Genomic DNA, 24,026 nt, shown 5'->3' with positions numbered 1-24,026 from the left:
TTATTTTGCCCCCACTGCTGCTACTGCTTGCTTAGCCGCATCTGTCAAGCTGGTTGCGGCAATGATATTTAAACCACTGTCAGCCAGTTTTTTCGCGCCCAGCTCAGCATTGTTCCCTTCTAAACGAACTACGACCGGTACGTGAACACCCACTTCTTCCACCGCACCAATAATACCGTCAGCAATCAGGTCACAACGAACAATACCACCAAAGATGTTAACCAATACCGCTTTCACATTTTCATCTGACAGAATGATCTTAAACGCTTCTGTAACACGCTCTTTGGTTGCGCCACCACCTACATCAAGGAAATTAGCTGGCGCACCACCGTGCAATTTAACGATATCCATCGTTCCCATTGCCAAGCCTGCACCGTTTACCATGCAACCAATATTGCCATCCAGCGCAACATAGTTCAGCTCCCACTGTGCCGCCTGCGCTTCACGAGGATCTTCCTGAGATGGGTCATGCATTTCACGCAACTCAGCCTGACGGAACAGTGCGTTACCATCAGCGCCCAATTTGCCATCCAAACAAATCAAATCACCTTGAGCAGTAATAACCAGTGGGTTAATTTCAACCAGAGCCAGATCGCGCTCCAGGAACAGATTTGCCAACCCTAAGAAAATTTTAGTGAACTGGCTGACTTGTTTACCGGTTAAACCTAATTTAAATGCCAGTTCACGCCCCTGATAAGGCATAGGACCAATCAGCGGGTCGATAATCGCTTTATGAATCAGTTCCGGTGTCTCCTCCGCAACTTTTTCAATTTCAACACCACCTTCAGTAGAAGCCATGAACACTACACGACGTGTACCACGATCAACCACAGCACCGAGATACAGCTCCTTCGCAATATCAGTTGCCGCTTCCACTAAAATCTGACGAACAGGCTGCCCTTGCACATCTGTTTGGTAAGTAACCAAACGTTTACCTAACCACTGCTCTGCGAAAGCGCGAATTTCTTCTTTACTGTTAACCACTTTCACGCCGCCCGCTTTACCGCGACCGCCAGCATGAACCTGGCACTTCACCACCCAAGGGCCAGAGCCGATTTTAGATGCAGCTTCTTCTGCTTCACGCGGTGTCGTGCAGGCATAACCAGCCGGAGCGGGTAAACCATACCGTGCAAAAAGCTGTTTTGCCTGATACTCGTGTAAATTCATGATGTTCTATCCATAATCTAGTCTGAGAAGAGCAAATTGCTCTCTTAATTTTTTTGTTGCTCTGGATATAGCCAGTCCAAAGACTGGCTGTACATGTACCCGTTATCTTTCAAATTGCCTCTTTGTTGGCTGCACTCGCTCACCCCGGTCACATAGTTCGCTATGCTCCCGGGGATTCACTCCCTTGCCGTCTCGATGCATCTTGAAATCCATAGGGTATAAACATTTGTTTACTTCAGACCGGGCAGATATTAGCGCGTATCCGCCCTTATTATGTTGCTATACGTCCAGCAGCAAACGTGCAGGATCTTCCAGCATCTCTTTGATGGTCACCAGAAAGCCTACAGACTCGCGTCCATCTATCAGACGGTGGTCATAAGACAGTGCCAGATACATCATCGGAAGGATCTCCACCTGACCATTTACCGCCATCGGACGATCTTTAATGGCATGCATGCCAAGAATCGCGCTCTGTGGCGGATTAATGATCGGCGTAGACATTAAAGAGCCGAATACACCACCATTGGTAATCGTGAAATTACCGCCGGTCAGCTCTTCGACGGTCAATTTACCGTCACGGCCTTTGATAGCCAGCTCTTTAATACGTTTTTCGAGTTCAGCCATGCTCAGTGCATCCGCATCACGCAGTACCGGCGTTACCAAGCCACGCGGTGTCGATACCGCAATACTGATATCGAAGTAGTTGTGGTAAACCACATCAGTGCCATCAATAGAAGCATTCACGTCTGGATAGCGTTTCAGTGCTTCGACCACCGCTTTCACATAGAAAGACATAAAGCCCAGACGCACACCGTGGCGTTTTTCAAACGCTTCGCCGTACTGTTTACGCATTTCCTGAATCGGCTTCATGTTAACTTCATTAAACGTTGTCAACATCGCTGTGTTGTTTTTCGCTTCCAGCAAACGTTCAGCCACACGCTTACGCAGGCGAGTCATTGGAACACGTTTTTCACTGCGGTGTGGCAACAGAGAATCCTGGACAGAAGCAGCAGGGGCTTCTGCTGGCTTGCTAGCCACTTTTTCGTTATCAGCCATGTATTTTTCCACGTCTTCACGGACGATACGTCCACCAACACCACTACCTTTAATCGCTTTAGCATCAAGATCATGCTCTGCAATCAAACGGCGGACCGCTGGGCTGAGTGCATCATTGCTCTCTTCTTCTAAACCCGCGGTCTGACGTTTCGCCAAAGTTGCTTCTGTTTTTTCTTTTATTTCTATCGGCTTGCCAGTGCTATCGCCCAAACGGATACGACCAAGAAGCTGACGGGACAGAACAGTGGCATCTTTCTTTTCCAAAATGGCTTCTAAAACACCCGCCTCGCTGGCAGGCACTTCCAGCACAACTTTATCTGTTTCGATTTCAACCAGCACTTCATCACGTTCAACACGGTCACCCTCTTTTTTGTGCCAGACTGCCACAGTGGCATCAGCAACAGACTCAGGCAGATCCGGAACCAGAATATCTACGCTACTCATTTTATATCCTTTATTTATTCAACGTTCAGTGCGTCATTAACCAGCTCTTGTTGTTGTTGCTGGTGAACTGACATATATCCAACTGCCGGGGAAGCAGACGCAGGACGACCTGCATAACGTAAAGAAGCCCCGAACGGGATCACTTCACGGAAGTTGTGCTGACTGCAATACCAGGCCCCCTGATTTAATGGCTCTTCCTGGCACCAGACAAAATCATGTACATGAGCATACTGTTCCAGTGTTGACTGAACACCCTGATGAGGGAATGGATATAGTTGCTCAATACGCACGATAGCGACATCAGTTTGTTCATTTTTACGGCGTTGCTCCAACAGGTCGTAATAGACTTTACCTGAGCAGAGTACAACTCGTTTAACGCCTTTCGGATCAAACTCATCAATTTCACCAATAACCGTCTGGAATTTACCGTTAGCCAACTCATCCAGGCTAGAAACGGCTAATGGATGACGCAACAATGATTTTGGTGACATAACGATCAACGGACGGCGCATACCGCGCAGAGCCTGACGGCGAAGCATGTGGTAGACCTGAGCCGGCGTTGACGGCACACAAACCTGCATGTTCTGTTCCGCACACAGTTGCAGATAACGCTCCAAACGGGCTGAAGAGTGTTCAGGCCCCTGCCCTTCATAGCCATGAGGTAATAACATCACCAGACCGCACATACGGCCCCATTTCTGTTCACCAGAGCTGATGAATTGGTCAATAACAACCTGTGCACCGTTGGCAAAATCACCAAATTGCGCTTCCCAGATTGTCAGAGCGCGAGGTTCTGTTGTTGCATAACCATACTCAAACGCTAACACCGCTTCTTCAGACAGAACAGAATCCCAAACATTGAATGCTCCCTGACCGTTATGAACGTTCGCTAGAGGAACATAAACAGAACCGTCAGCCTGATTATGGATAACAGCATGACGATGGAAGAAAGTACCACGACCGGCATCTTCACCAGACAAACGTACCGGAACCCCTTCATCCACTAAAGTGGCGTAGGCCAATGTTTCCGCGCCGCCCCAATCGAACAATTTATCGCCGTTTGCCATCTCTGCACGGTCGTTATAAATTTTCGCTACACGGGAGTGCATTGTCACTTCTTCCGGGGCAGAACTGATGCGTCTACCTAGATCTTGCAAACGCTTAATATCAACTTTATATAGGTATTCTTCATCCCATTCGTGATTCAAATAAGGCTCCCAAGTAAATGAGTGCAGCCCCATTGAACGCCACTCATCAACGACACAATCACCACGGTCGAGGGCATCACGATACAGGTTAACTATCTCGGTCAGATCATCGACTGATATCAAGTTCTCAGCCACCAGCTTGTCACCATAGATTTTACGTGGCGTTGGGTGTTTCTTAATTTTCTGATACATCATTGGCTGAGTTGCACTTGGCTCATCAGCTTCGTTATGACCATGACGGCGGTAACAGACCAAATCGATCATCACATCACGTTTGAAGGTATTACGAAAATCCAGTGCTAGACGGGTAACAAATGCCACCGCTTCTGGATCGTCTGCATTAACATGGAAAATCGGCGTCTGTACCATTTTGATAATATCGGTACAGTATTGTGTTGAACGGGCATCCTGCGGATTAGACGTTGTGAAGCCGATCTGGTTATTGATGACGATACGAATTGTACCGCCCACCTCATAACCACGAGCTTGAGACATGTTCAGAGTTTCCTGCACGACGCCCTGGCCGGTAACAGCAGCATCACCGTGGATAGTGATTGGCAATACCATATTACTGCGGCCTTTATCCAGACGGTCACGGCGGGCACGTACTGAACCAATAACGACAGGGCTGACAATCTCAAGGTGAGATGGGTTAAATGCTAACGCCAAATGAACCTTAGCACCCTCAGTGGCAAAATCAGACGAGAAGCCTTGATGATATTTCACGTCACCGGTACCAAGGTGCTCTTTATGCTTACCCGCAAACTCATCAAACAGATCAGCTGGTTTTTTACCTAAAATATTAACCAAGACGTTGAGGCGACCACGGTGAGCCATTCCCAGCACAACTTCCCGTGTGTCATGTTTACCCGCATGGCGGATAAGATCCTTCAACATGGGGATCAGCGCATCACCACCTTCAAGAGAGAAACGTTTCGCTCCCGGAAACTTAGCGCCCAAATAACGCTCTAAACCTTCGGCCGCCGTCAGTTCCGCCAGAAAACGCTGCTTTTCCTCCACGCTAAACTGAGAGCTGACAGTAACAGACTCCAGACGCTGCTGAATCCAACGTTTTTCTTCCGTATTGGTGATATGCATGTATTCAGCACCAATAGAACCGCAATAAGTGCGTTTCAGTGCTTCATACAAATCAGCCAACTTCATCGTTTCTTTGCCAAGAGCAAAGGAACCTACGTTAAATGTCTCGGCAAAATCAGCTTCCGTCAGATTATGGAAAGCAGGATCTAAATCAGGAACACTATCCTGTTTCCATAATCCCAACGGGTCAAGATTCGCATTTTGATGACCGCGGAAGCGGAATGCGTTGATGAGCTGCAAAACTTTAACTTGTTTTGCATCCATTGCTGGATCGCTGACAGAGGAATGATAACGCGTAGTATCTTTCGCAAGACGGCGGAAGTAATCACGCGTCTGCGAGTGGAGTTGTTCACCGCTGAGTCCCGCATTCGGCAATTGTTGGAAAATTTCTCTCCAACTTGCATCAACGGAGTTTGGATCGGTTATATAGTCTTCATAGATCTGCTCTACGTAAGACTGGTTTGAACCAGCCAGGAAGCTTGAATCCAGCCAGTCCTTCATTGCGCCGTTCTGCATTGTGATCCCTTAAGCTTTAAAAGCTTTAGTTTTCGCCGTGGTTAACTGTTACCGCTTAAATACGGTATCGATAAAAGGTTCATTTGGACGTGCTTTATGCATGTTCTCTTTTGGGTTTCGGAACCCTTCAAGGAACCTTTAAAAACCGCCTAACCGTTTTTAAAGGTTCCTCACTTCAAGCTTTTGTCATCATTAGCAGTTGGCAACTTATACTCTTCAATTCTTTATGCCCTCCACAGAGAAAATCTCGCGGAGGGCGGACCTAATTATGCACTATGCTTTAGCAACATAGACTTAATATGGCCTATAGCTTTTGTTGGATTCAACCCCTTAGGGCACACACTGACACAATTCATGATGCTATGGCAGCGGAAAACACTGAAAGCATCATTCAGCTTATCTAATCGTGAAGCCGTTTCAGTATCACGGCTGTCAATCAGGAAGCGATAGGCTGCCAGTAAGCCCGCAGGCCCGATAAATTTATCAGGATTCCACCAGAATGACGGACAGGAAGTTGAACAACATGCACACAGAATACACTCGTACAGACCATCGAGTTTTTCCCTTTGTGCAGGTGATTGTAAATGTTCACGTGCCGGCGGGTTTTTACCGTCATTCAGCAAATATGGGCGAATCTTCTCATATTGCGCATAGAATTGCCCCATATCTACAACCAGGTCACGAATAACCGGCAAACCCGGCAATGGACGGATAACAATTTTCTTGCTACCACGCCACAAAGCCGAAACAGGCATAATACAGGCCAGACCATTTTTACCATTCATGTTGAAGCCGTCAGAACCACAAACACCTTCACGGCAAGAACGACGGAAAGAGAGTGTTGGATCCTGCTCTTTAAGCTGGATTAACGCATCCAGCAACATCATGTCACGCCCTTCTTCTGCTTCCAGCGTGTAATCCTGCATATGAGGAGCGCTGTCAATATCCGGGTTGTAACGATAAATCGAAAATTCAAGTTTCATAATCTATTCCTCCGCAACTGGATCATCAGCAACTCATTAGTAAGTACGCGCTTTCGGCGGGAATGCTTCACGCAGTTTTGGCTGCATATTGACATTACGACGAGTCATAGTTTCAGTTTGCGGTAGATAGAGGGTATGGCATAACCAGTTCGCATCATCACGATCCGGGTAGTCGAAACGGCTATGAGCACCACGACTCTCAGTACGGAAATTAGCAGCAACAGCCGTAGAAAATGCCGTTTCCATCAGGTTATCAAGCTCCAGACACTCAATTCTCTGAGTATTGAACTCTGAGGAAGTATCATCCAAACGTGCACTCTTCAAACGTTCACGGATAACTTTAAGTTCTTCCAGCCCTTTCGCCATTGCATCACCCGCACGGAATACCGAGAAGTTGTTCTGCATACACGCTTGTAAATCTTTACGAATTTTAACTGGATCTTCACCAGTACGGGTATTATTCCAACGGTTCAGACGTTGCATTGATACCTCAATATCAGATTCGCTGGCTTCGCGGCTGATACCCTGCTCCATCAGAGACTCTTTCAGGTGCAAACCGGCAGAACGGCCAAACACCACTAGGTCCAACAGCGAGTTACCCCCCAAACGGTTTGCGCCATGAACCGATACACAGGCAATTTCACCGACAGCGAACAAGCCCGGAATAACCGCATCTTCGCCTTTCTCGTTAATAGTCAGTGCTTGACCGGTAACTTTAGTCGGGATTCCCCCCATCATATAGTGACAAGTTGGAATAACCGGAATAGGTTCTTTCACCGGATCAACGTGAGCAAAAGTACGGGATAATTCAAGAATACCCGGCAGACGAGATTCCAGCACTTCTTTGCCCAAATGATCCAATTTCAGCTTAGCATGAGGACCCCAAGGGCCATCACAACCACGGCCTTCACGAATTTCGATCATAATGGAACGTGCCACTACATCACGACCAGCCAAATCTTTAGCATTTGGCGCGTAACGCTCCATAAAGCGCTCGCCATCTTTATTCAGCAAATAACCACCTTCACCACGGCAGCCTTCGGTTACCAGAACACCCGCCCCGGCAATACCGGTTGGGTGGAATTGCCACATTTCCATATCCTGTACAGGTACACCCGCACGCAGCGCCATACCGACACCATCACCAGTGTTAATGTGGGCGTTAGTTGTTGATTGATAAATACGACCCGCACCACCCGTTGCCAGAATAGTTGCCTTCGCTTTGAAATAAACCACTTCACCGGTTTCAATACAGATCGCGGTACAACCAACAATACTGCCATCCTGATTTTTAACCAGATCCAACGAATACCATTCGGAAAAAATAGTGGTGTGATTTTTTAAGTTCTGCTGATACAGCGTATGCAACAAGGCATGGCCGGTACGGTCTGCCGCCGCGGCTGTACGTGCGGCCTGTTCACCACCAAAGTTTCTTGACTGGCCACCGAATGGACGTTGATAAATACGACCGTCATCCAAACGCGAAAATGGCAACCCCATGTGTTCCAGTTCCAGAATTGCCTCGGGCCCGGTCTTACACATGTACTCAATCGCATCCTGGTCACCGATATAGTCGGAGCCTTTCACCGTGTCATACATGTGCCATTCCCAGTTATCGTCATGGGAGTTACCCAACGCAACGGTGATCCCCCCCTGCGCGGATACCGTATGAGAACGGGTTGGAAATACTTTGGAAATCAAAGCACAGGATAATCCCATTTGTGAAATTTGTAGTGCGGCGCGCATGCCAGCGCCACCCGCACCAATCACGACTGCATCAAACTCTCTTACTGGCAGTTTCATCTATACCCCCCACACCACAATTGTTCCATAAATCAAGTAAGCCATCAGTACAACGATAATCGCCAATTGCAGCATTAAACGCAGTGCCAACGGCTTTACATAGTCAGTGAGTACTTGCCACATTCCAATCCAAGCGTGAGCCAGAATGGAAAATAGTGCCAGCACAGTGAAGACTTTAGTGATGGATGAAGCGAAGAAACCCCGCCAGACTTCATAGGTGATATCCGACGTTGTAACGACAAAGCCCAGCATATAAAGAACATATAAAACAATAATCATTGCGGACGCGCGCAATAATAGCCAATCATGGATACCCGTGCGACCCAATGCAGATGCGTTACTTACCATACCAGTACTCCAGCCAGAATCGACAGAATAACAGCAATCCCGATTGCCACTTTGGCAGAGAGACTACCGACCGCTAAGTTTTCTTCCAAGTAGCCGAAATCCATCAGCATATGACGGACACCACCACAGATATGGTAAGCCAGTGCGGTCAGAATGCCCCACACAATAAACTTAGCGAAAAATCCCGTCATAATATCGGCGGCTTGCTGAAACCCTTCTTGCGAGGAAAGAGACATTCCTAACAACCAGAGGAGAATTCCTACTGCCATGAAAGTAATGACGCCGGAGACACGGTGCAAGATCGAGGCTATTGCAGAGACTGGAAAGTGTATCGTCTGCAAATCAAGGTTGACAGGTCTTTGTTTTTTCACAATTTTGCCCACACAGCTCTTTTATTATTTTCCTTCCTCCGGACCTGGGCGGAAATCAGACAGCGATAAGAGGATACAAAGACACAACATTCAATCAAACGATAGATCCTTCATGTTAAAGAATGTTGTGATTTAGTTACGCTGGGTGCTCCTACAGCAGGGTAATCCGGAGACCTGGCGGCAGTATATGTGCTTCACATTATTATTACAATTACAACACAATATGATTAGCTACATTTCCACTGAACAGTGATTAAGATCACGATTCAAACATATTGCACAAAATTAATTATCTTGTTTGACAAACTTTAAACATTTATCTTACATATATGGTTGAAAACACTTTTGAGATTGATTTTTGATAAGAGGAAAGACCTCAAGAAAAGCTAAAGTTATGTAACTGTATAGTCCACACGAATCATAATCATTTTTGTAGTCAATGCATAAAACATAACTCTCAAAAATTCGCTAACAATCTAAAAACCATTGTCGTCCGGGGTGAGATTTCAGCCTTAAATGTGATATTGGCCTAATTTCAGTTTTTCCCCGGTAGTACAGTGTCAGGGGACGCAGTATAAGAACCTATTCCACCAGGCATCAGTAGGTGTAGGCCATTCTTGTCAATAAATTGGGAACACAGATTGCACAGCAACCGGAGTATGCGCACAGTCTGTAAGAGGTGATTCACTCACGAATCGCTCACCGGCGCGGGCCACACCAAAGTGCATTCAAAAGTGACCGCTTTTGTCAGAGCACCGCCCAAGCCCGTTCTTGATGACAAGGAATGGTCGATAAAATAGCCTGATAAGATAGATTCTATCCGGTGTCTTTCCGCCGTGGTTGTTAAGAGTTATAAAAATGAAAGCGCTAAGGAGACTGTAATGGCAGATAACAAAGCAACTCTAACCCCAGATGGTTCAGTTGCTATTGAATTGGACGTGCTAACACCGACCCTTGGGTCTAAAGTCATCGACGTTCGTACTCTCGGCTCTCAAGGTTTCTATACCTACGACCCTGGTTTTACTTCTACAGCATCTTGCGAATCCAAGATCACCTACATTGATGGTAACGAAGGTGTATTGTTGCACCGTGGTTTCCCTATCGACCAACTAGCGACAAAATCCTCTTATCTGGAAGTCTGCTATATCCTGCTGTATGGTGAAATACCAACACAAGAGCAGTTTGATAAATTCCAAAAAACCATTACCCGTCACACCATGATTCACGAACAGATCCACCGCCTGTTCAACGGCTTCCGCCGTGATTCGCACCCAATGGCTGTACTGTGCGGTGTTACTGGTGCTCTGGCTGCTTTCTATCATGATGCTCTGGATGTGAACAATCCACGTCACCGTGACATTACCGCATACCGCCTGTTGTCAAAAATGCCGACAGTGGCCGCCATGTGCTACAAATACTCTATTGGTCAGCCATTCGTTTATCCACGCAATGATCTCTCCTATGCAGGCAACTTCCTAAACATGATGTTCTCTACACCATGTGAAGAATATAAAGTGAACCCAGTACTGGAACGTGCCATGGATCGCATCTTTATCCTACATGCGGACCATGAACAGAACGCGTCTACCTCAACAGTACGTACCGCAGGTTCTTCCGGTGCTAACCCATTTGCCTGTATTGCCGCAGGTATCGCTTCTCTTTGGGGGCCTGCTCATGGCGGTGCAAACGAAGCTTGTCTGCGCATGCTGGAAGAAATTCAGTCGGTTGAACATATTCCGGAATTTATTAAACGTGCCAAAGATAAGAATGATGCTTTCCGTCTGATGGGATTTGGTCATCGTGTTTACAAAAACTATGATCCTCGTGCAACCGTCATGCGTGAAACCTGCCATGAAGTGCTAGATGAACTCGGCCTGAATGACAGCCTGCTGGAAGTTGCTATGGAGCTTGAACGTATCGCTCTACACGACCCCTACTTTATTGAGAAGAAACTGTATCCGAACGTGGATTTCTACTCAGGCATTATCCTGAAAGCCATGGGTATTCCATCCACCATGTTCACTGTTATTTTCGCCATTGCCCGTACTATCGGCTGGATCGCTCACTGGAATGAAATGCATGATGCTGGCGTGAAAATCGCTCGCCCACGTCAACTCTACACCGGCTACACAAAACGTGATTTCGAAAGCCAGTTGGAAAATAATAATAAAATCCGATTACGATAAGGGCAAAGCTCTAACTTGATAGTTAGGGCTTTATTTAATTGGAAAGATTATTCGGTGAAATTTGATGCTATACCAGTGCTGTTTAAAGCATCGTAAAAATTGATCTCATTACCTTCCTTGTGTATGCTCGTCCTCCAAGAGTGGGTATAAACAGCTCGCTCTCTAAATTCTCGAACGTAGCCCCCATTTGCGTGTGTAGCGAGATCGCCAAGATCAAAATTCACAATTCCATGAATCGGATAGAATAGCGTTAATGATAAAAAAACGTGAGTTATGAAAAGTTTATCGAAAGCTTTGAAGCCCACCATTGGTGGGCTTCGTTTATTTCCGCCTCAGAAAAATGTGGTCAAGCTGGATTTGGAATGTCGATAAAAGTCACATCCAACCCATGATTATCCGCCAACCACTGACCTAAAGCCTTAATGCCATAACGTTCAGTAGCATGATGACCCGCAGCATAAAAATGTAGCCCCATTTCACGGGCAATATGAACCGTCTGCTCAGACACTTCACCGGTAATAAAAGCATCAACACCAAATTCAGCCGCCTGTTGAATAAAACTCTGACCACCGCCGGTACACCAGGCAAGCGTGCGAATCTCCGCAGGCGCATTGTCACCGACATGAAACGCTTTGCGACCAAGCGCCTGTTCAATACGTGAAGTTAACTCCACCGGTGTTATCGGCTGTTCAAATTTCCCATGCGGCACAAATGCATCAATTAATCCAACGACTTTCGCGCCGATCCGATGGGCCAATTGCACGTTGTTTCCCAATGATGGATGGGCATCAAGGGGCAGATGATAACCATACAAATTTATATCATTACAGAGCAACGTTTTCAGGCGATTACGTTTCATACCACGAATCACTGTTGGCTCATTTTTCCAAAAATAGCCATGATGAACGATGATGGCATCAGCCTGATGACGAACCGCTTCATCCAATAAAGCTTGACAAGCAGTAACACCAGTAACAATCCGCTGAATATGAGCACGCCCTTCAACTTGTAAACCATTGGGGGCATAATCCTGAAACTCGTCAATTTTCAGCTCTTGGTTAATCACATTTTCCAGCTCAATATTACGCATCATATTCGTCCTGTGTATTGATTGTATGACAATAATATACCGTTACCTGACTCCAATTGTCAGTTGTCAGCTACTTCTGACTGCCATAACCTGCTCTGATTGTTTTAACCATACGGGTTTATCGCTGGTTTTTACCCAAATACGATACAAATAACTGTAAAAACGGACGCGATCACGACGAAACAACATAACCGGAAACGCCAGGATACCGAAAGTAACAGCGCCAATACGACGCAAAAGAACTTGATACCAAGGATATTCACGATATGAAGACATATTAGTCCTCCTTAAAATGATCCCACTTTTCCGCAGAATCTTAAAAATAATCAATTTGTAAATTGTTTAAAATTTTATCGCAAAAAATGAAAACTTACCACTTATCTGACCACTTTTAAGCCGTTATTATCGCTATATTTTCTATTTTATGTAATTTTATTACATAAAATAGAGTAAAGATGTAATATTACAAACAAATTATGAACATTTTATTAACGATCAGAGAATGGATTGGACTCAATAGATAATCCTATTGGAAAAAATAAAAAAATGCCTACGGATAACAATATGGGCATTTGAAAATACCCGCTTGACTCTGGCAATAAAAGTAAGGATTGCTCATATGAAAATTTTCATTGATAATTATTATATGAGCATGGAAAAATAATGTAAGCCTTTGCACCATACTATTTTTCCAGAATGATCATGGATTAACTATATACCTAATAGATTTCGAGTTGCAGCGCGGCGGCAAATGAATGAATCCCCAGGAGCATAGATAACGATGTGACTGGGGTGAGTGAAAGCAGCCAACAAAGCAGCAGCTTGAAAGATGAAGGGTATAACAGATAATAGGAGGAAAGATGAAGGTATTAACTATTATATTATTGATATTAATAACAAATGTTTCAGGTTGTGTCTCCAAAAAAACTCTTTTTCTATTGACTATAAAGCAAATGGCGAAACTTTTCATTTGACTCCATTATGCATAGAGGAAATTACCCCGGAAAAAGGGGATAATTACTATTCCATTTTCATCAAAGTAAAAAACAACTCTCATTGCAGTAAACCATTTAATCTCCTTATAAAGCAAAACGTAGGAAAAAAACTATCTGTTTTCTTTAACAATAAACCAATATTGAAAAATACCAATATCATTACGCCAATGCATGTCGAAAATGGCTTCTATCAGGCAATAGACTCAAATACAACATTTGAAGAAATAGTCAACTCTTTAAATTGATGAAAATCCATGGCTTATTTTTCCCGAAAAAAAGCCATGGATTAATTAAATATTTTTTGCTAAATGCTAATAATCATATTAATACTCAACAGTGATTATTTGTCCTTGTGAATGACTTTTAAAACGAATACGATCGACTCCCGCTCCATCATTACCCTGAATAGTATATGAATAATCAGAACATTCATGCACAGAATTATTTATTAATTTAAAATTATCTAATAGCCCTAACAATTCAGGCAACAAGATCCAACTAATGACCTATTGGAAAATTTCAGAGTAAGAAAGTTAATAAAAAAGGAATTCAATACTTTAAGAGTGCCCAGATTCTTTACCATAATATTAAACTTTCCTATATACCAAATAGATTTCGAGTTGCAGCGAGGCGGCAAGTGAACGAATCCCCAGGAGCATAGATAACGATGTGACTGGGGTGAGTGAAAGCAGCCAACAAAGCAGCAGCTTGAAAGATGAAGGGTATAAATGTATCTTCTGCTGAAAAAGGGAAACACGGTAGTAGCACTAAGCTGGATAGCCTTTGACTGCCGCCCTTCTTAACACCCTTTTATTGTCATTTTTATATTTTTTTTACACATTCATTCACTCTTTTATCAGCTTCTTTGCATCTCCTTCCCTAATCTTTATCTATCCAAGTTTTCAGGAGATAAGCAGTGAGCATATTCCTCATTTTCGGCGTATTAATGGTAGCCCTATTACTGGTTTATCTAATTTATGCGTTACTCCATGCGGAGGATTTTTAAATGGCCGCATCCGCTTTTTTATTGATCACCAGTTTTTTACTGATTCTACTGATGCTGGCAAAACCACTCGGAAACGTTATCGCTAACATGATCGACGGTAATATTCCGCGCGGGCTGACTAAAGCAGAATCTGGCCTTTGGCGTTGCTGTGGTTTGCAGAAACCTGGCGGCACAGTTAAAGAAATGAACTGGTGGCAATACGCATTAGCTATCATTATTTTTAATCTGACCGGACTATTACTGCTATTCACGCTTTTAGTCACACAACAAGCCCTTCCCCTTAATCCCGAACATTTCCCAGGACTCAAATGGGACCTGGCGCTGAATACAGCAATCAGCTTTATCACCAATACGGATTGGCAAGCATACAGTGGAGAAAACACACTAAGCTACCTTAGCCAAATGACAGGTCTAACCGCGCAGAACTTTCTTTCCGCGGCGACCGGTATTGCGGTGGCATTTGCGTTGATACGCGCATTTTCCCGTCATGGTGTCAACACCGTAGGAAACGCCTGGGTTGATATCACACGTATTACACTTTATCTGCTGTTACCGCTGTCTATGATTATCGCGCTAGTTTTCGTCAGCCAGGGCGTGATTCAAAATTTCGAACCCTATCAATTAGCTCATACCATTGAAGGCCAACAACAATGGATCCCGATGGGCCCCGTCGCTTCACAGGAAGCCATCAAATTATTGGGCACCAATGGTGGTGGATTCTTTGGGGCTAGCTCATCACACCCTTTTGAAAATCCAACCGCTATCAGCAATTTCATTCAGATACTGTCTATCTTCTTGATCCCTTGTGCCCTCTGTTTTGCCTTTGGGCAAGTGGTTGGTGATAACCGTCAGGGGCACGTTTTATTGTGGGCAATGAGCATTATCTTTGTCATTGCCACCGTAGGAGTCATGTATGCCGAACTGAAAGGGAATCCCCATTTCAGTCTGTTAGGTGCCAACAGTAATATCAATATGGAAGGTAAAGAGAATCGCTTTGGCATCCTCGCAACCTCAATTTATGCCGTCGTCACAACCGCCGCTTCTTGTGGGGCAGTCAACGCTATGCATGATTCTTTCACTGCGCTTGGCGGCATGATCCCAATGTGGTTGATACAAATTGGCGAAGTGGTGTTTGGCGGTGTAGGTTCTGGTTTATATGGTATGTTACTGTTTGTTCTACTGACTGTTTTTATCGCCGGTTTAATGATAGGCCGTGCGCCTGAATATCTCGGTAAAAAGATCGAAGTATTCGAGATGAAAATGGTGGCACTGGCGATTCTGGTTACCCCTACACTGGCTCTTTTAGGAACAGCCCTTACCATATCCACCACCAGTGGACGTGCCGGTATTTTGAACCCCGGCGCTCACGGTTTCAGTGAAGTGCTCTATGCCCTCTCCTCTGCCGCCAACAATAATGGCAGTGCTTTCGCGGGCCTCGGTACCAACAGCATGTTCTACAACCTGTTGCTAGCCATCATCCTATTTTTGGGTCGCTTTGGCATGATCCTGCCAGTACTTGCTATTGCCGGTTCTTTGGTCGTAAAAAAACGTCAGCCTACCAGCAACGGTACACTCCCCACCTATGGCCCACTGTTTATCAGTCTATTGATTTTGACCATCATGCTAATCGGTGCGTTGACTTTTATTCCGGCTCTGATCCTTGGCCCGGTAATTGAACATTTACAAATCTGGCTAATGGCCCGGTAAGCGCCAAAGAGAGGAATACCATGACCAACAAGCAACAGACATTATTCGAACCTGTTTTGATTCGTAATGCCCTGATTGATTCAGTCAAAAAATGTCATCCGGCTGCACAATGGCGTAACCCAGTGATGTTTGTCGTCTATCTAGGCAGTGGGTTAACCACCATTTTATGGATTGCCATGTTAGCGGGTCAATTTAAGGGAAATGCGTTGTTCACCGGTAGCATTGCCTTATGGCTGTGGTTTACTGTGTTATTCGCTAACTTTGCCGAAGCACTGGCAGAAGGCAGAAGCAAAGCTCAGGCGGCCAGCCTTAAAGGGGTAAGAAAAACCAGTTGGGCAACTAAACTCACTTCAACCAATCGTAATGGTTCCAGAGAAAAAGTCCCTTCTGACAGCCTACGCAAAGGGGATATCGTCATTATTGAAGCAGGTGAAACTATCCCTTGCGATGGTGAAGTTATCGAAGGTGGCGCTTCTGTTGACGAAAGTGCAATCACTGGAGAATCTGCCCCAGTTATCCGCGAATCTGGCGGTGATTTTTCCTCTGTGACTGGCGGCACACATGTACTATCTGACTGGCTGGTGGTCGAATGTTCAGTTAATCCCGGTGAAACTTTTCTTGATCGCATGATTTCAATGGTGGAAGGGGCTAAACGTCGTAAGACCCCAAACGAGATCGCACTGACTATCCTGTTGACGGCTCTGACAATTATCTTTCTATTGGTGTGTGTCACCCTGCTGCCATTTTCAATATTCAGCGTGGAGATTAACCATTCTGGCCAACCTATCACTGTCACGGTATTGATAGCGTTATTAGTCTGTCTTATTCCTACCACGATTGGCGGTTTACTTTCCGCCATTGGTGTCGCAGGCATGAGCCGCATGTTAAGCGCGAATGTTATTGCCACCAGCGGACGAGCCGTTGAAGCAGCGGGTGATGTGGATGTACTGCTACTGGATAAAACGGGGACCATCACTTTGGGAAATCGCCAAGCCTCTCAGTTTCTGCCCGTGCCGGGCATAACAGAACAGCGGTTGGCAGATGCCGCCCAACTCTCTTCTTTAGCCGATGAAACACCAGAAGGCCGCAGCATTGTCATTCTGGCAAAACAGCGATTCAATCTGCGTGAACGTGATCTGCGCTCACTGAACGCAACTTTTGTACCTTTCTCTGCCATGACTCGAATGAGTGGTGTTAATGTGGAAAACCGTATGATCCGCAAAGGCGCGGTCGATGCAATCCGTCGCCATATTGAAGTCAATCACGGAAAATTCCCAGAAGTAGTGGAAATTTTGGTACAGACAGTGGCACGTAAAGGGGGTACCCCGCTGGTTGTCGCAGAAAATCAACAGGTACTGGGCGTTGTCGCGCTAAAAGATATCGTAAAAGGCGGCATTAAAGAGCGGTTCAGTGAAATGCGCCGTATGGGAATCAAGACCGTTATGATTACCGGCGATAACCGTCTGACCGCGGCTGCGATTGCCGCAGAAGCCGGGGTAGATGATTTTCTGGCGGAAGCTACCCCTGAAGCCAAACTAGCCCTGATCCGTCAATATCAATCCGAAGGGCGTCTGGTCGCCATGACAGGTGATGGCACTAATGATGCCCCAGCTCTTGCTCAGGCCGATGTTGCCGTTGCCATGAACTCAGGCACTCAAGCAGCCAAGGAAGCAGGCAATATGGTGGATCTGGATTCCAACCCAACCAAACTGATTGAAGTTGTCCATATCGGTAAACAGATGCTGATGACACGGGGCTCGCTGACCACATTCAGTATCGCCAATGATATCGCAAAATATTTCGCCATTATCCCGGCGGCGTTTGCCGTCACTTACCCACAATTAAATGTCTTGAATATCATGCATCTGCACTCGCCTACTTCGGCGGTTTTATCGACAGTTATCTTTAATGCACTGATTATTGTTTTCTTGATCCCACTAGCTCTAAAAGGCGTGAGCTACCGACCCATGAATGCATTGTCACTTTTACGCCGCAACCTGTGGATTTATGGTCTGGGTGGTCTGATAGCGCCTTTCATCGGCATCAAACTGATAGATATGTTGCTGACTTTGCTGATACTTCAATAAAGGTGATGAAAATGATTTGGTTACGTTCCTCTGTTGTGTTGTTGATATTTCTGACACTGATTACCGGCGTAGCTTATCCATTGCTGGCAACAGGTTTGTCAGAACTGATGTTCCCTTATCAAGCACAAGGCTCAATGGTCAAACAAGATGGTCAAACCATTGGCTCTGAACTGATGGGTCAACCCTTCACTAAAGCGATCTATTTTCAGGGGCGCCCTTCCGCTACCGTAGATTATCCCTATAACACGCTGTCCTCTGGCGGCAGCAATTTAGCGGCTTCCAACCCGATATTGGATGATGAAATCAAACGCAGAGTTGAGCAACTGCGTCAATTTAACCGCCAACCAGACATTCCTGTTCCGGTTGATCTGGTCACCGCATCCGCTAGCGGCCTTGATCCTCACATTTCACCCGAAGCCGCTGACTTTCAAGCACAGAGAGTCGCTGATGCACGCCATTTACCCGTTAAAGTGATAAAACAATTAATCAGGGATAATATTGAGCCACCACCATCGGAATTCCTCGGTGAGCCAGTGATTAATGTGTTAAAACTTAATCTTGCCCTTGATAATTTGCAAAAGAAAAAACAGAAAGGCTGAACATGGATCAACACGAACCACAACGCCCTGACCCTGATGAATTACTGACACTGGTTAACGAGAAACAGCGCGGTAAATTAAAAATATTTTTCGGTGCCTGCGCTGGTGTGGGAAAAACCTATGCCATGTTGCAGGAAGCACAAAGATTGCGTGCTCAAGGGCTGGATGTGGTTATCGGCGTAGTAGAAACCCATGAGCGGCAAGGAACAGCCGCTTTACTTGATGGTCTGCCGCGACTGCCACTGAAACAGATATACTCCCGACGGCGCAGAATCAGCGTCTTTGATCTCGATGCCGCCATTGCCCGCCACCCGGCCATCATCTTGATGGATGAGTTGGCATTCAGTAATCCTCACACCAGCCGTCACCCCAAACGCTGGCAGGACGTTGAAGAACTACTTGAGGCTGGTATAGATGTACTGACTACCATCAACGTTCAGCATCTGGAAAGCCTCAATGATGTTGTAGGGGATATTACCGGTATTCGGGTCAGGGAAACCATCCCGGATCATATCTTTGATCAGGCGAATGAAATTGTCTTAGTTGATCTGCCCCCAGATGATCTGCGCCAGCGGCTCAATGAAGGTAAGGTATATATTCCTAGCCAGGCAGAACGTGCTATTGAAAATTTTTTTCGCAAAGGTAATTTGATTGCATTGCGAGAGCTCGCTTTGCGCCGGACAGCTGATCGCGTTGATGATCAAATGCGTGCTTTCCGCGACACACAAGGGCATGAACCCGTCTGGCATACCCGTGATAATCTCCTACTATGCATTGGTAACAGCTCAGGTAATGAAAAGCTCATCCGCACTGCCGCTCGCCTTGCGGCCCGATTAGGCTGTATCTGGCATGCAATCTATGTTGAAACCCCAAAACTGTACCAATTACCCGAAGGTAAACGGCGCACTATTTTAAAAGCACTCAGATTAGCGCATGAATTGGGCGCTGAAACCGCGACACTTTCCGATCCAAGCAAAGAAAAAGCCGTATTACGTTATGCCAGAGAACATAACCTCGGCAAAATTCTGATAGGCCGTCGCTGTACATCCAAACAGAAGTTATTTGGCTGGCAATGGCGTCCAGGTTTTGCTGACCGACTGGGGAAACTGGGGCCAGATTTGGATCTGGTCATTGTCGCATTAGAAGAACGCAACCACTGGGATAAAGAACAAGACAACCGCTCTGTGAGTGAAAAATGGCGAGTACAGATTCAGGGCTGCCTGATCGCTATTGTGCTCTGTACCCTTATCACCTTATTCTCCCGAACATTCTTGCTAACCCTCGATAAAGCCAATCTTGTCACGCTTTATCTGCTTGGCGTCGTCATCATTGCGCTATTTTACGGACGCCGACCATCAATCTTTGCCGCTTTTATTAATGTCATTAGTTTCGATATCTTCTTTGTACAGCCTCATTGGTCGCTTGCTGTTACCGATATGCAGTATCTGCTGACTTTTAGTGTCATGCTGATAGTGGGTGTGGTCGTTGGAAACTTAACAGCGGGAATGAGATATCAGGCACGAATTGCCCGTTACCGCGAACAACGAACCCGTAATCTCTATGAAATGACCCGTGAACTAAGCCGGGCGCTGAATGAAGAAGATATTGCCCGTACCAGCTACCATTTTCTTGCCAATAGTTTTCAGGCTAAAACCGGCCTCTTTTTACCCAACGACGATGGCAATTTATATCAACTGACGACCAATAATGGCGGTCATATGCTGATTGATGATGCCATTGCAAAATGGAGTTTTGATAAAAATCTGCCGGCCGGAGCGGGAACAGATACCCTACCCAGCGTACCTTACCAACTACAGCCTATCGCCACACCTTCTCAGACACTGGCTGTATTGGCTATTGAGCCATCCTATTTGCGCCAATTACTGATCCCTGAACAACAGCGATTGCTGCAAACATTTACCGGCCTGATCGCCAATGCACTGGAAAGATTGCAACTCTCACGCCGGGCAGAATCCGCTAAACTGGATACAGAGAGGGAACAGTTACGTAACTCGCTTCTGGCGGCCCTATCTCACGATTTACGTACACCACTGACAGTCCTGTTCGGACAAGCGGAAATCCTGATGTTGGATTTATCGGCCGAAGGCTCTCCACATACCAAACAGGTGAATCAGATCCGTCAACAAATTCTCAGCACTTCCCGTCTAGTTAATAACTTACTGGACATGGCGCGTATCCAATCAGGAGGAATTCAGCTCAATCTGGAATGGCAATCGCTAGAAGAGATCGTCGGCAGTACCTTACGTTCACTGGAATATGCACTCAATCGTCACCCAGTCGCGGTTTCCCTGCCATCCGATTTACTGTTGCATTGTGATGCCAGTTTACTGGAACGGGTATTTATCAACCTGTTGGAAAACGCAATTAAATATACTGATGAGCAAACACCACTGGGCATTAAAGCGACAACAGAAAAAAATCAAATTCGTATTGAAGTTTGGGATGCAGGTAAAGGCATTCCGCCGGAGCAAGAACAGTTAATTTTCGATAAATTCTCCCGCGCTCGCAAAGAATCCGCCATTCCGGGCGTGGGCCTTGGGTTAGCAATTTGCCGGGCAATTATTGACATTCACAAAGGAAAGATTTGGGCGACCAATAACGAAAAAGGTGGAGCAAGTTTTCACTTTGTTCTACCGTTAGAGAAACCGCCGGAAATTATTACTGAGGAGATGTGATTATTACCAACAATAACACCATTTTAATTATTGAAGATGAAAAAGAGATCCGACGCTTTGTCCGGCTAGCGTTGGAAGGTGAAGGCTATCGCGTATTTGACAGTGATACGCTGAAACGGGGCCTGATTGAAGCAGGAACTCGTAAGCCTGATTTAATTATTCTTGATTTAGGCTTGCCGGATGGTGACGGTATCAACCTGATCCGTGATCTGCGCCAATGGAGCTCAATTCCCGTTATTGTGCTCTCTGCCCGCGATAAAGAAGCGGATAAAGTTGCGGCATTGGATGTCGGCGCTGATGACTACCTGAGTAAACCTTTTGGCATCAGTGAACTGTTGGCAAGAGTCCGAGTTGCTTTACGCCGTTTTGCCAGAACCAATAAAGAAGAATCGATCGTCCATTTTTCTGATGTAGTTGTCGACCTGGTTAACCGCCGAATTACCAAAAACGATGAAGAACTGCATCTCACCCCGATTGAATTCCGGTTGCTAGGCGAATTATTAGCAAATAGCGGCAAAGTACTGACCCAACGCCAATTACTCAATCAGGTTTGGGGCCCTAATTATGTTGAACACAACCACTATTTACGGATTTATATGGGACATTTACGGCAAAAATTAGAAACCGACCCAACCAGACCAAAACATTTATTGACTGAAACCGGTATTGGTTATCGATTTATGCCATGACTTGCTCCCATTGCTAAGTCACAAGATTCTAGTTGCAGTAATCCGCGTTTGAAATATCGCAAACCTGTATTTATCGCGTTTTTCGGCTGACATTAACTGCAATTTACTGGTGCTCAAACTCACAATAACTGCAAAGTTTGAACAAATCCGTAAACTCATGATGAAGATACGGTGAGATCGCGGGGTGAGAATATTTTGAATTAATAAAGGGGAAATAGATTCCCCCAAAGATGACTCTGTTTTCAGCAATTTCCAGATGGCTAAAACTCAGCCATGCAGATTTTTCAGTTCCATCCAGCGCTATAAATAAGGTAATGAACATCTGCATCATCAGTAGCGTTAGCTCTCTCACCTCTTTCATCTAAGACATCTTTATATCCATAAGGAAGTATCATGCTGGAACCACAACTGCTGCATAGCAATTGAATGTCCTTTATCGCCTTCTCAGAGGAATATTTTGCTGGTAAGTAACACAAATATAAATATTGACCGGATACGCTACAAATATCTTGAGGGATCCTAACCCAAGCTCCCTCCGGATTTTTATCTTTTACAGTGATGAACTTTAACTCAGTGATGCAATCCTTATTATCGATAATGGGATCATATTTTGCTTTATGCACGAAAATACAAATTTTATTCTTATTATTCAGATATTCGTTGCCTTTAATGGATTTTAATCCAATATACCCTTCAGGAGGAGTGTTAGTGTTATTGACCCCAATAATAATCTCATCAATATAATCCGCATGTATACGTCGTTTAGCAGACTCCGCCGGAGCCCAGACAGTTTCAAAATGCTTTTTAAGCTTGGCCTTTTGTGTTCTGTCTGAACACAATTCCCAAATCCCCGTCAAGGGATTGGAATCTGCAAAGTTAACTAATTCAGGGGCATTGGGAACACTCGCTTTCCAGTCTTCAAATGCTTTTTTCGCTGCGGCTATTTCTTCTGCGGAAGGTTGTTCTGCGCTTATCGCGCCACCAAAAGGATCAAATCGAGACAAGTCACCGCCAATGGAGTGGGTTTTTATATTGGATGCTGAACGAAATTTCTTTATATCCTCCTGAAATGAATTTCCTGTACGAACAGAGAGACCGATAAATCCCGCAAATGAGGCTACGGCAACCACGTCAAGAGAGTTTGTTAGATTCGAAGTATATTTGTCCGTAGATGATGAATATTGCGCACAGCCGCCCATGACCACGCCACTCAGAAAGTAAGAGCCCCAGGTATCAAAGAGGTCATTCATATCCTCCTCAGTATCCGCCTTATCAAGGGCAGTTTTAACACTCTCTTTCAGAAACTCTTTTAACGCTTCTGCTGAACTTTTAAGTATATAGAGATCATAAGTATACTGAATGCGGGAAAACGCATTCTCAAAAGCGGTCAGACTATCTGTATCAAAATCGACTCTCAGCGATGCGCTAAAGAATAAGTAGTTGCCTTTAATGCGGCTTTTACTGGAAATACTGCTTTGATATGACTCAATAGATTCGCCTGATGCATTGGTATATTTTAAATCCCCGACACTATAACAATCGACATAATAGGGGACTTTTAGTGTTTTGCCGAGAATAGTGACTTTCTTGAAATTATCTTCACTTGCATTGATTTTTCGCTCATCGAAAAGCGAATTCATACAACTTCCCACATTGCAATACTTACCAAAAACATCATAACCAGTACCGATCATTTCAGCACCAGCTATAACAGTATCATCGAATAGGGACAGTTTTCGAAAATAATTTCGGTCACGTATCTCTGCGTCTCTTTCACTGTCTTCCTGTTCTAGTGGTTTTCCTGTTTTATCGTTAGACATAATGGAACCTCATATTGATAGGGAATAAATTGACAATAGATATCGCCGCATTCTTGATGAGGGTTCGGAATTTCATATCTATAAAAAAGAATAGAGTAGAAGTGAGAAATATCAACAAAGTGATGATAAAAATAATGGTATATGCATTCTGAAATAG

Annotated in this window: 18 protein-coding genes; 8 read left to right on the top strand and 10 right to left on the bottom strand. The window is 45.1% G+C overall.

Annotated elements, in window-relative coordinates:
* The 7 genes from sucC to sdhC all read right to left on the bottom strand — a co-directional run bounded on the left by sucC (nt 1) and on the right by sdhC (nt 9,006).
* Nucleotides 1–1,167 carry an ADP-forming succinate--CoA ligase subunit beta gene (sucC, locus tag D3222_RS08235; RefSeq protein ID WP_118985725.1) on the bottom strand — a complete coding sequence of 389 codons (1,167 nt, stop codon included), beginning with the start codon at nt 1,165–1,167 and terminating at the stop codon, nt 1–3.
* Between the two features lie 279 nt (nt 1,168–1,446).
* On the bottom strand, nt 1,447–2,667 hold the full coding sequence (odhB, locus tag D3222_RS08230) for a 2-oxoglutarate dehydrogenase complex dihydrolipoyllysine-residue succinyltransferase (protein ID WP_118985724.1): 1,221 nt from the start codon (nt 2,665–2,667) through the stop codon (nt 1,447–1,449).
* A 14-nt stretch (nt 2,668–2,681) separates the two neighbouring features.
* Complete coding sequence (sucA, locus tag D3222_RS08225) at nt 2,682–5,489, bottom strand: 2-oxoglutarate dehydrogenase E1 component (protein ID WP_118985723.1); 2,808 nt, start codon at nt 5,487–5,489, stop codon at nt 2,682–2,684.
* 266 nt (nt 5,490–5,755) lie between these two features.
* Complete coding sequence (locus D3222_RS08220) at nt 5,756–6,472, bottom strand: succinate dehydrogenase iron-sulfur subunit (protein WP_118985722.1); 717 nt, start codon at nt 6,470–6,472, stop codon at nt 5,756–5,758.
* Nucleotides 6,473–6,508: 36 nt separating this feature from the next.
* On the bottom strand, nt 6,509–8,275 hold the full coding sequence (sdhA, locus tag D3222_RS08215) for a succinate dehydrogenase flavoprotein subunit (RefSeq protein ID WP_118985721.1): 1,767 nt from the start codon (nt 8,273–8,275) through the stop codon (nt 6,509–6,511).
* Nucleotides 8,276–8,623, bottom strand: coding sequence for a succinate dehydrogenase membrane anchor subunit (sdhD, locus tag D3222_RS08210; RefSeq protein WP_118985720.1), 348 nt, complete (start codon nt 8,621–8,623; stop codon nt 8,276–8,278).
* Nucleotides 8,617–9,006 (bottom strand): succinate dehydrogenase cytochrome b556 subunit, encoded by a 390-nt coding sequence (gene sdhC / locus D3222_RS08205; protein ID WP_118985719.1) that lies wholly within the window; start codon nt 9,004–9,006, stop codon nt 8,617–8,619. Before sdhC ends, sdhD begins: the two co-directional genes overlap by 7 nt.
* A gap of 869 nt (nt 9,007–9,875) precedes the next feature.
* Between sdhC and D3222_RS08200 the strand changes: the two genes are divergently transcribed.
* Complete coding sequence (locus D3222_RS08200; protein ID WP_118985718.1) at nt 9,876–11,180, top strand: citrate synthase; 1,305 nt, start codon at nt 9,876–9,878, stop codon at nt 11,178–11,180.
* Nucleotides 11,181–11,526: 346 nt separating this feature from the next.
* Here D3222_RS08200 and D3222_RS08190 read toward each other — a convergent pair whose 3' ends face one another.
* Both D3222_RS08190 and D3222_RS08185 read right to left on the bottom strand, forming a co-directional pair.
* Complete coding sequence (locus D3222_RS08190) at nt 11,527–12,270, bottom strand: type 2 GTP cyclohydrolase I (RefSeq protein WP_118985716.1); 744 nt, start codon at nt 12,268–12,270, stop codon at nt 11,527–11,529.
* Between the two features lie 66 nt (nt 12,271–12,336).
* Nucleotides 12,337–12,546 carry a YbfA family protein gene (locus D3222_RS08185; RefSeq protein WP_118985715.1) on the bottom strand — a complete coding sequence of 70 codons (210 nt, stop codon included), beginning with the start codon at nt 12,544–12,546 and terminating at the stop codon, nt 12,337–12,339.
* A gap of 553 nt (nt 12,547–13,099) precedes the next feature.
* Here D3222_RS08185 and D3222_RS08180 point away from each other — a divergent pair.
* The 7 genes from D3222_RS08180 (at nt 13,100) to kdpE (ending at nt 22,049) form a co-directional block, all read left to right on the top strand.
* Complete coding sequence (locus D3222_RS08180) at nt 13,100–13,510, top strand: hypothetical protein (RefSeq protein WP_118985714.1); 411 nt, start codon at nt 13,100–13,102, stop codon at nt 13,508–13,510.
* Between the two features lie 671 nt (nt 13,511–14,181).
* Nucleotides 14,182–14,271 carry a K(+)-transporting ATPase subunit F gene (kdpF, locus tag D3222_RS26650; RefSeq protein WP_118985713.1) on the top strand — a complete coding sequence of 30 codons (90 nt, stop codon included), beginning with the start codon at nt 14,182–14,184 and terminating at the stop codon, nt 14,269–14,271.
* On the top strand, nt 14,272–15,978 hold the full coding sequence (gene kdpA / locus D3222_RS08170) for a potassium-transporting ATPase subunit KdpA (RefSeq protein ID WP_118985712.1): 1,707 nt from the start codon (nt 14,272–14,274) through the stop codon (nt 15,976–15,978).
* A gap of 20 nt (nt 15,979–15,998) precedes the next feature.
* On the top strand, nt 15,999–18,065 hold the full coding sequence (kdpB, locus tag D3222_RS08165) for a potassium-transporting ATPase subunit KdpB (RefSeq protein ID WP_118985711.1): 2,067 nt from the start codon (nt 15,999–16,001) through the stop codon (nt 18,063–18,065).
* An 11-nt stretch (nt 18,066–18,076) separates the two neighbouring features.
* On the top strand, nt 18,077–18,664 hold the full coding sequence (kdpC, locus tag D3222_RS08160) for a potassium-transporting ATPase subunit KdpC (RefSeq protein WP_118985710.1): 588 nt from the start codon (nt 18,077–18,079) through the stop codon (nt 18,662–18,664).
* Nucleotides 18,665–18,666: 2 nt separating this feature from the next.
* Nucleotides 18,667–21,360, top strand: a complete 2,694-nt coding sequence (gene kdpD / locus D3222_RS08155; RefSeq protein ID WP_118985709.1) for a two-component system sensor histidine kinase KdpD — start codon at nt 18,667–18,669, stop codon at nt 21,358–21,360.
* Nucleotides 21,357–22,049, top strand: coding sequence for a two-component system response regulator KdpE (kdpE, locus tag D3222_RS08150; RefSeq protein ID WP_118985708.1), 693 nt, complete (start codon nt 21,357–21,359; stop codon nt 22,047–22,049). The genes kdpD and kdpE overlap by 4 nt, the downstream gene beginning before the upstream one ends.
* Nucleotides 22,050–22,333: 284 nt before the next feature.
* On the opposite strand, the gene D3222_RS08145 is transcribed toward kdpE, so the two are convergent.
* Nucleotides 22,334–23,869, bottom strand: a complete 1,536-nt coding sequence (locus tag D3222_RS08145; RefSeq protein ID WP_118985707.1) for an MAC/perforin domain-containing protein — start codon at nt 23,867–23,869, stop codon at nt 22,334–22,336.
* Nucleotides 23,870–24,026: the final 157 nt, after the last annotated feature.

It is taken from the genome of Photorhabdus sp. CRCIA-P01 (assembly GCF_003545805.1).
Lineage (GTDB): Bacteria > Pseudomonadota > Gammaproteobacteria > Enterobacterales > Enterobacteriaceae > Photorhabdus > Photorhabdus antumapuensis.
The sequence above is the reverse complement of the archived record's forward strand: the minus strand, read 5'-3'. Positions and strand labels throughout refer to the sequence as shown.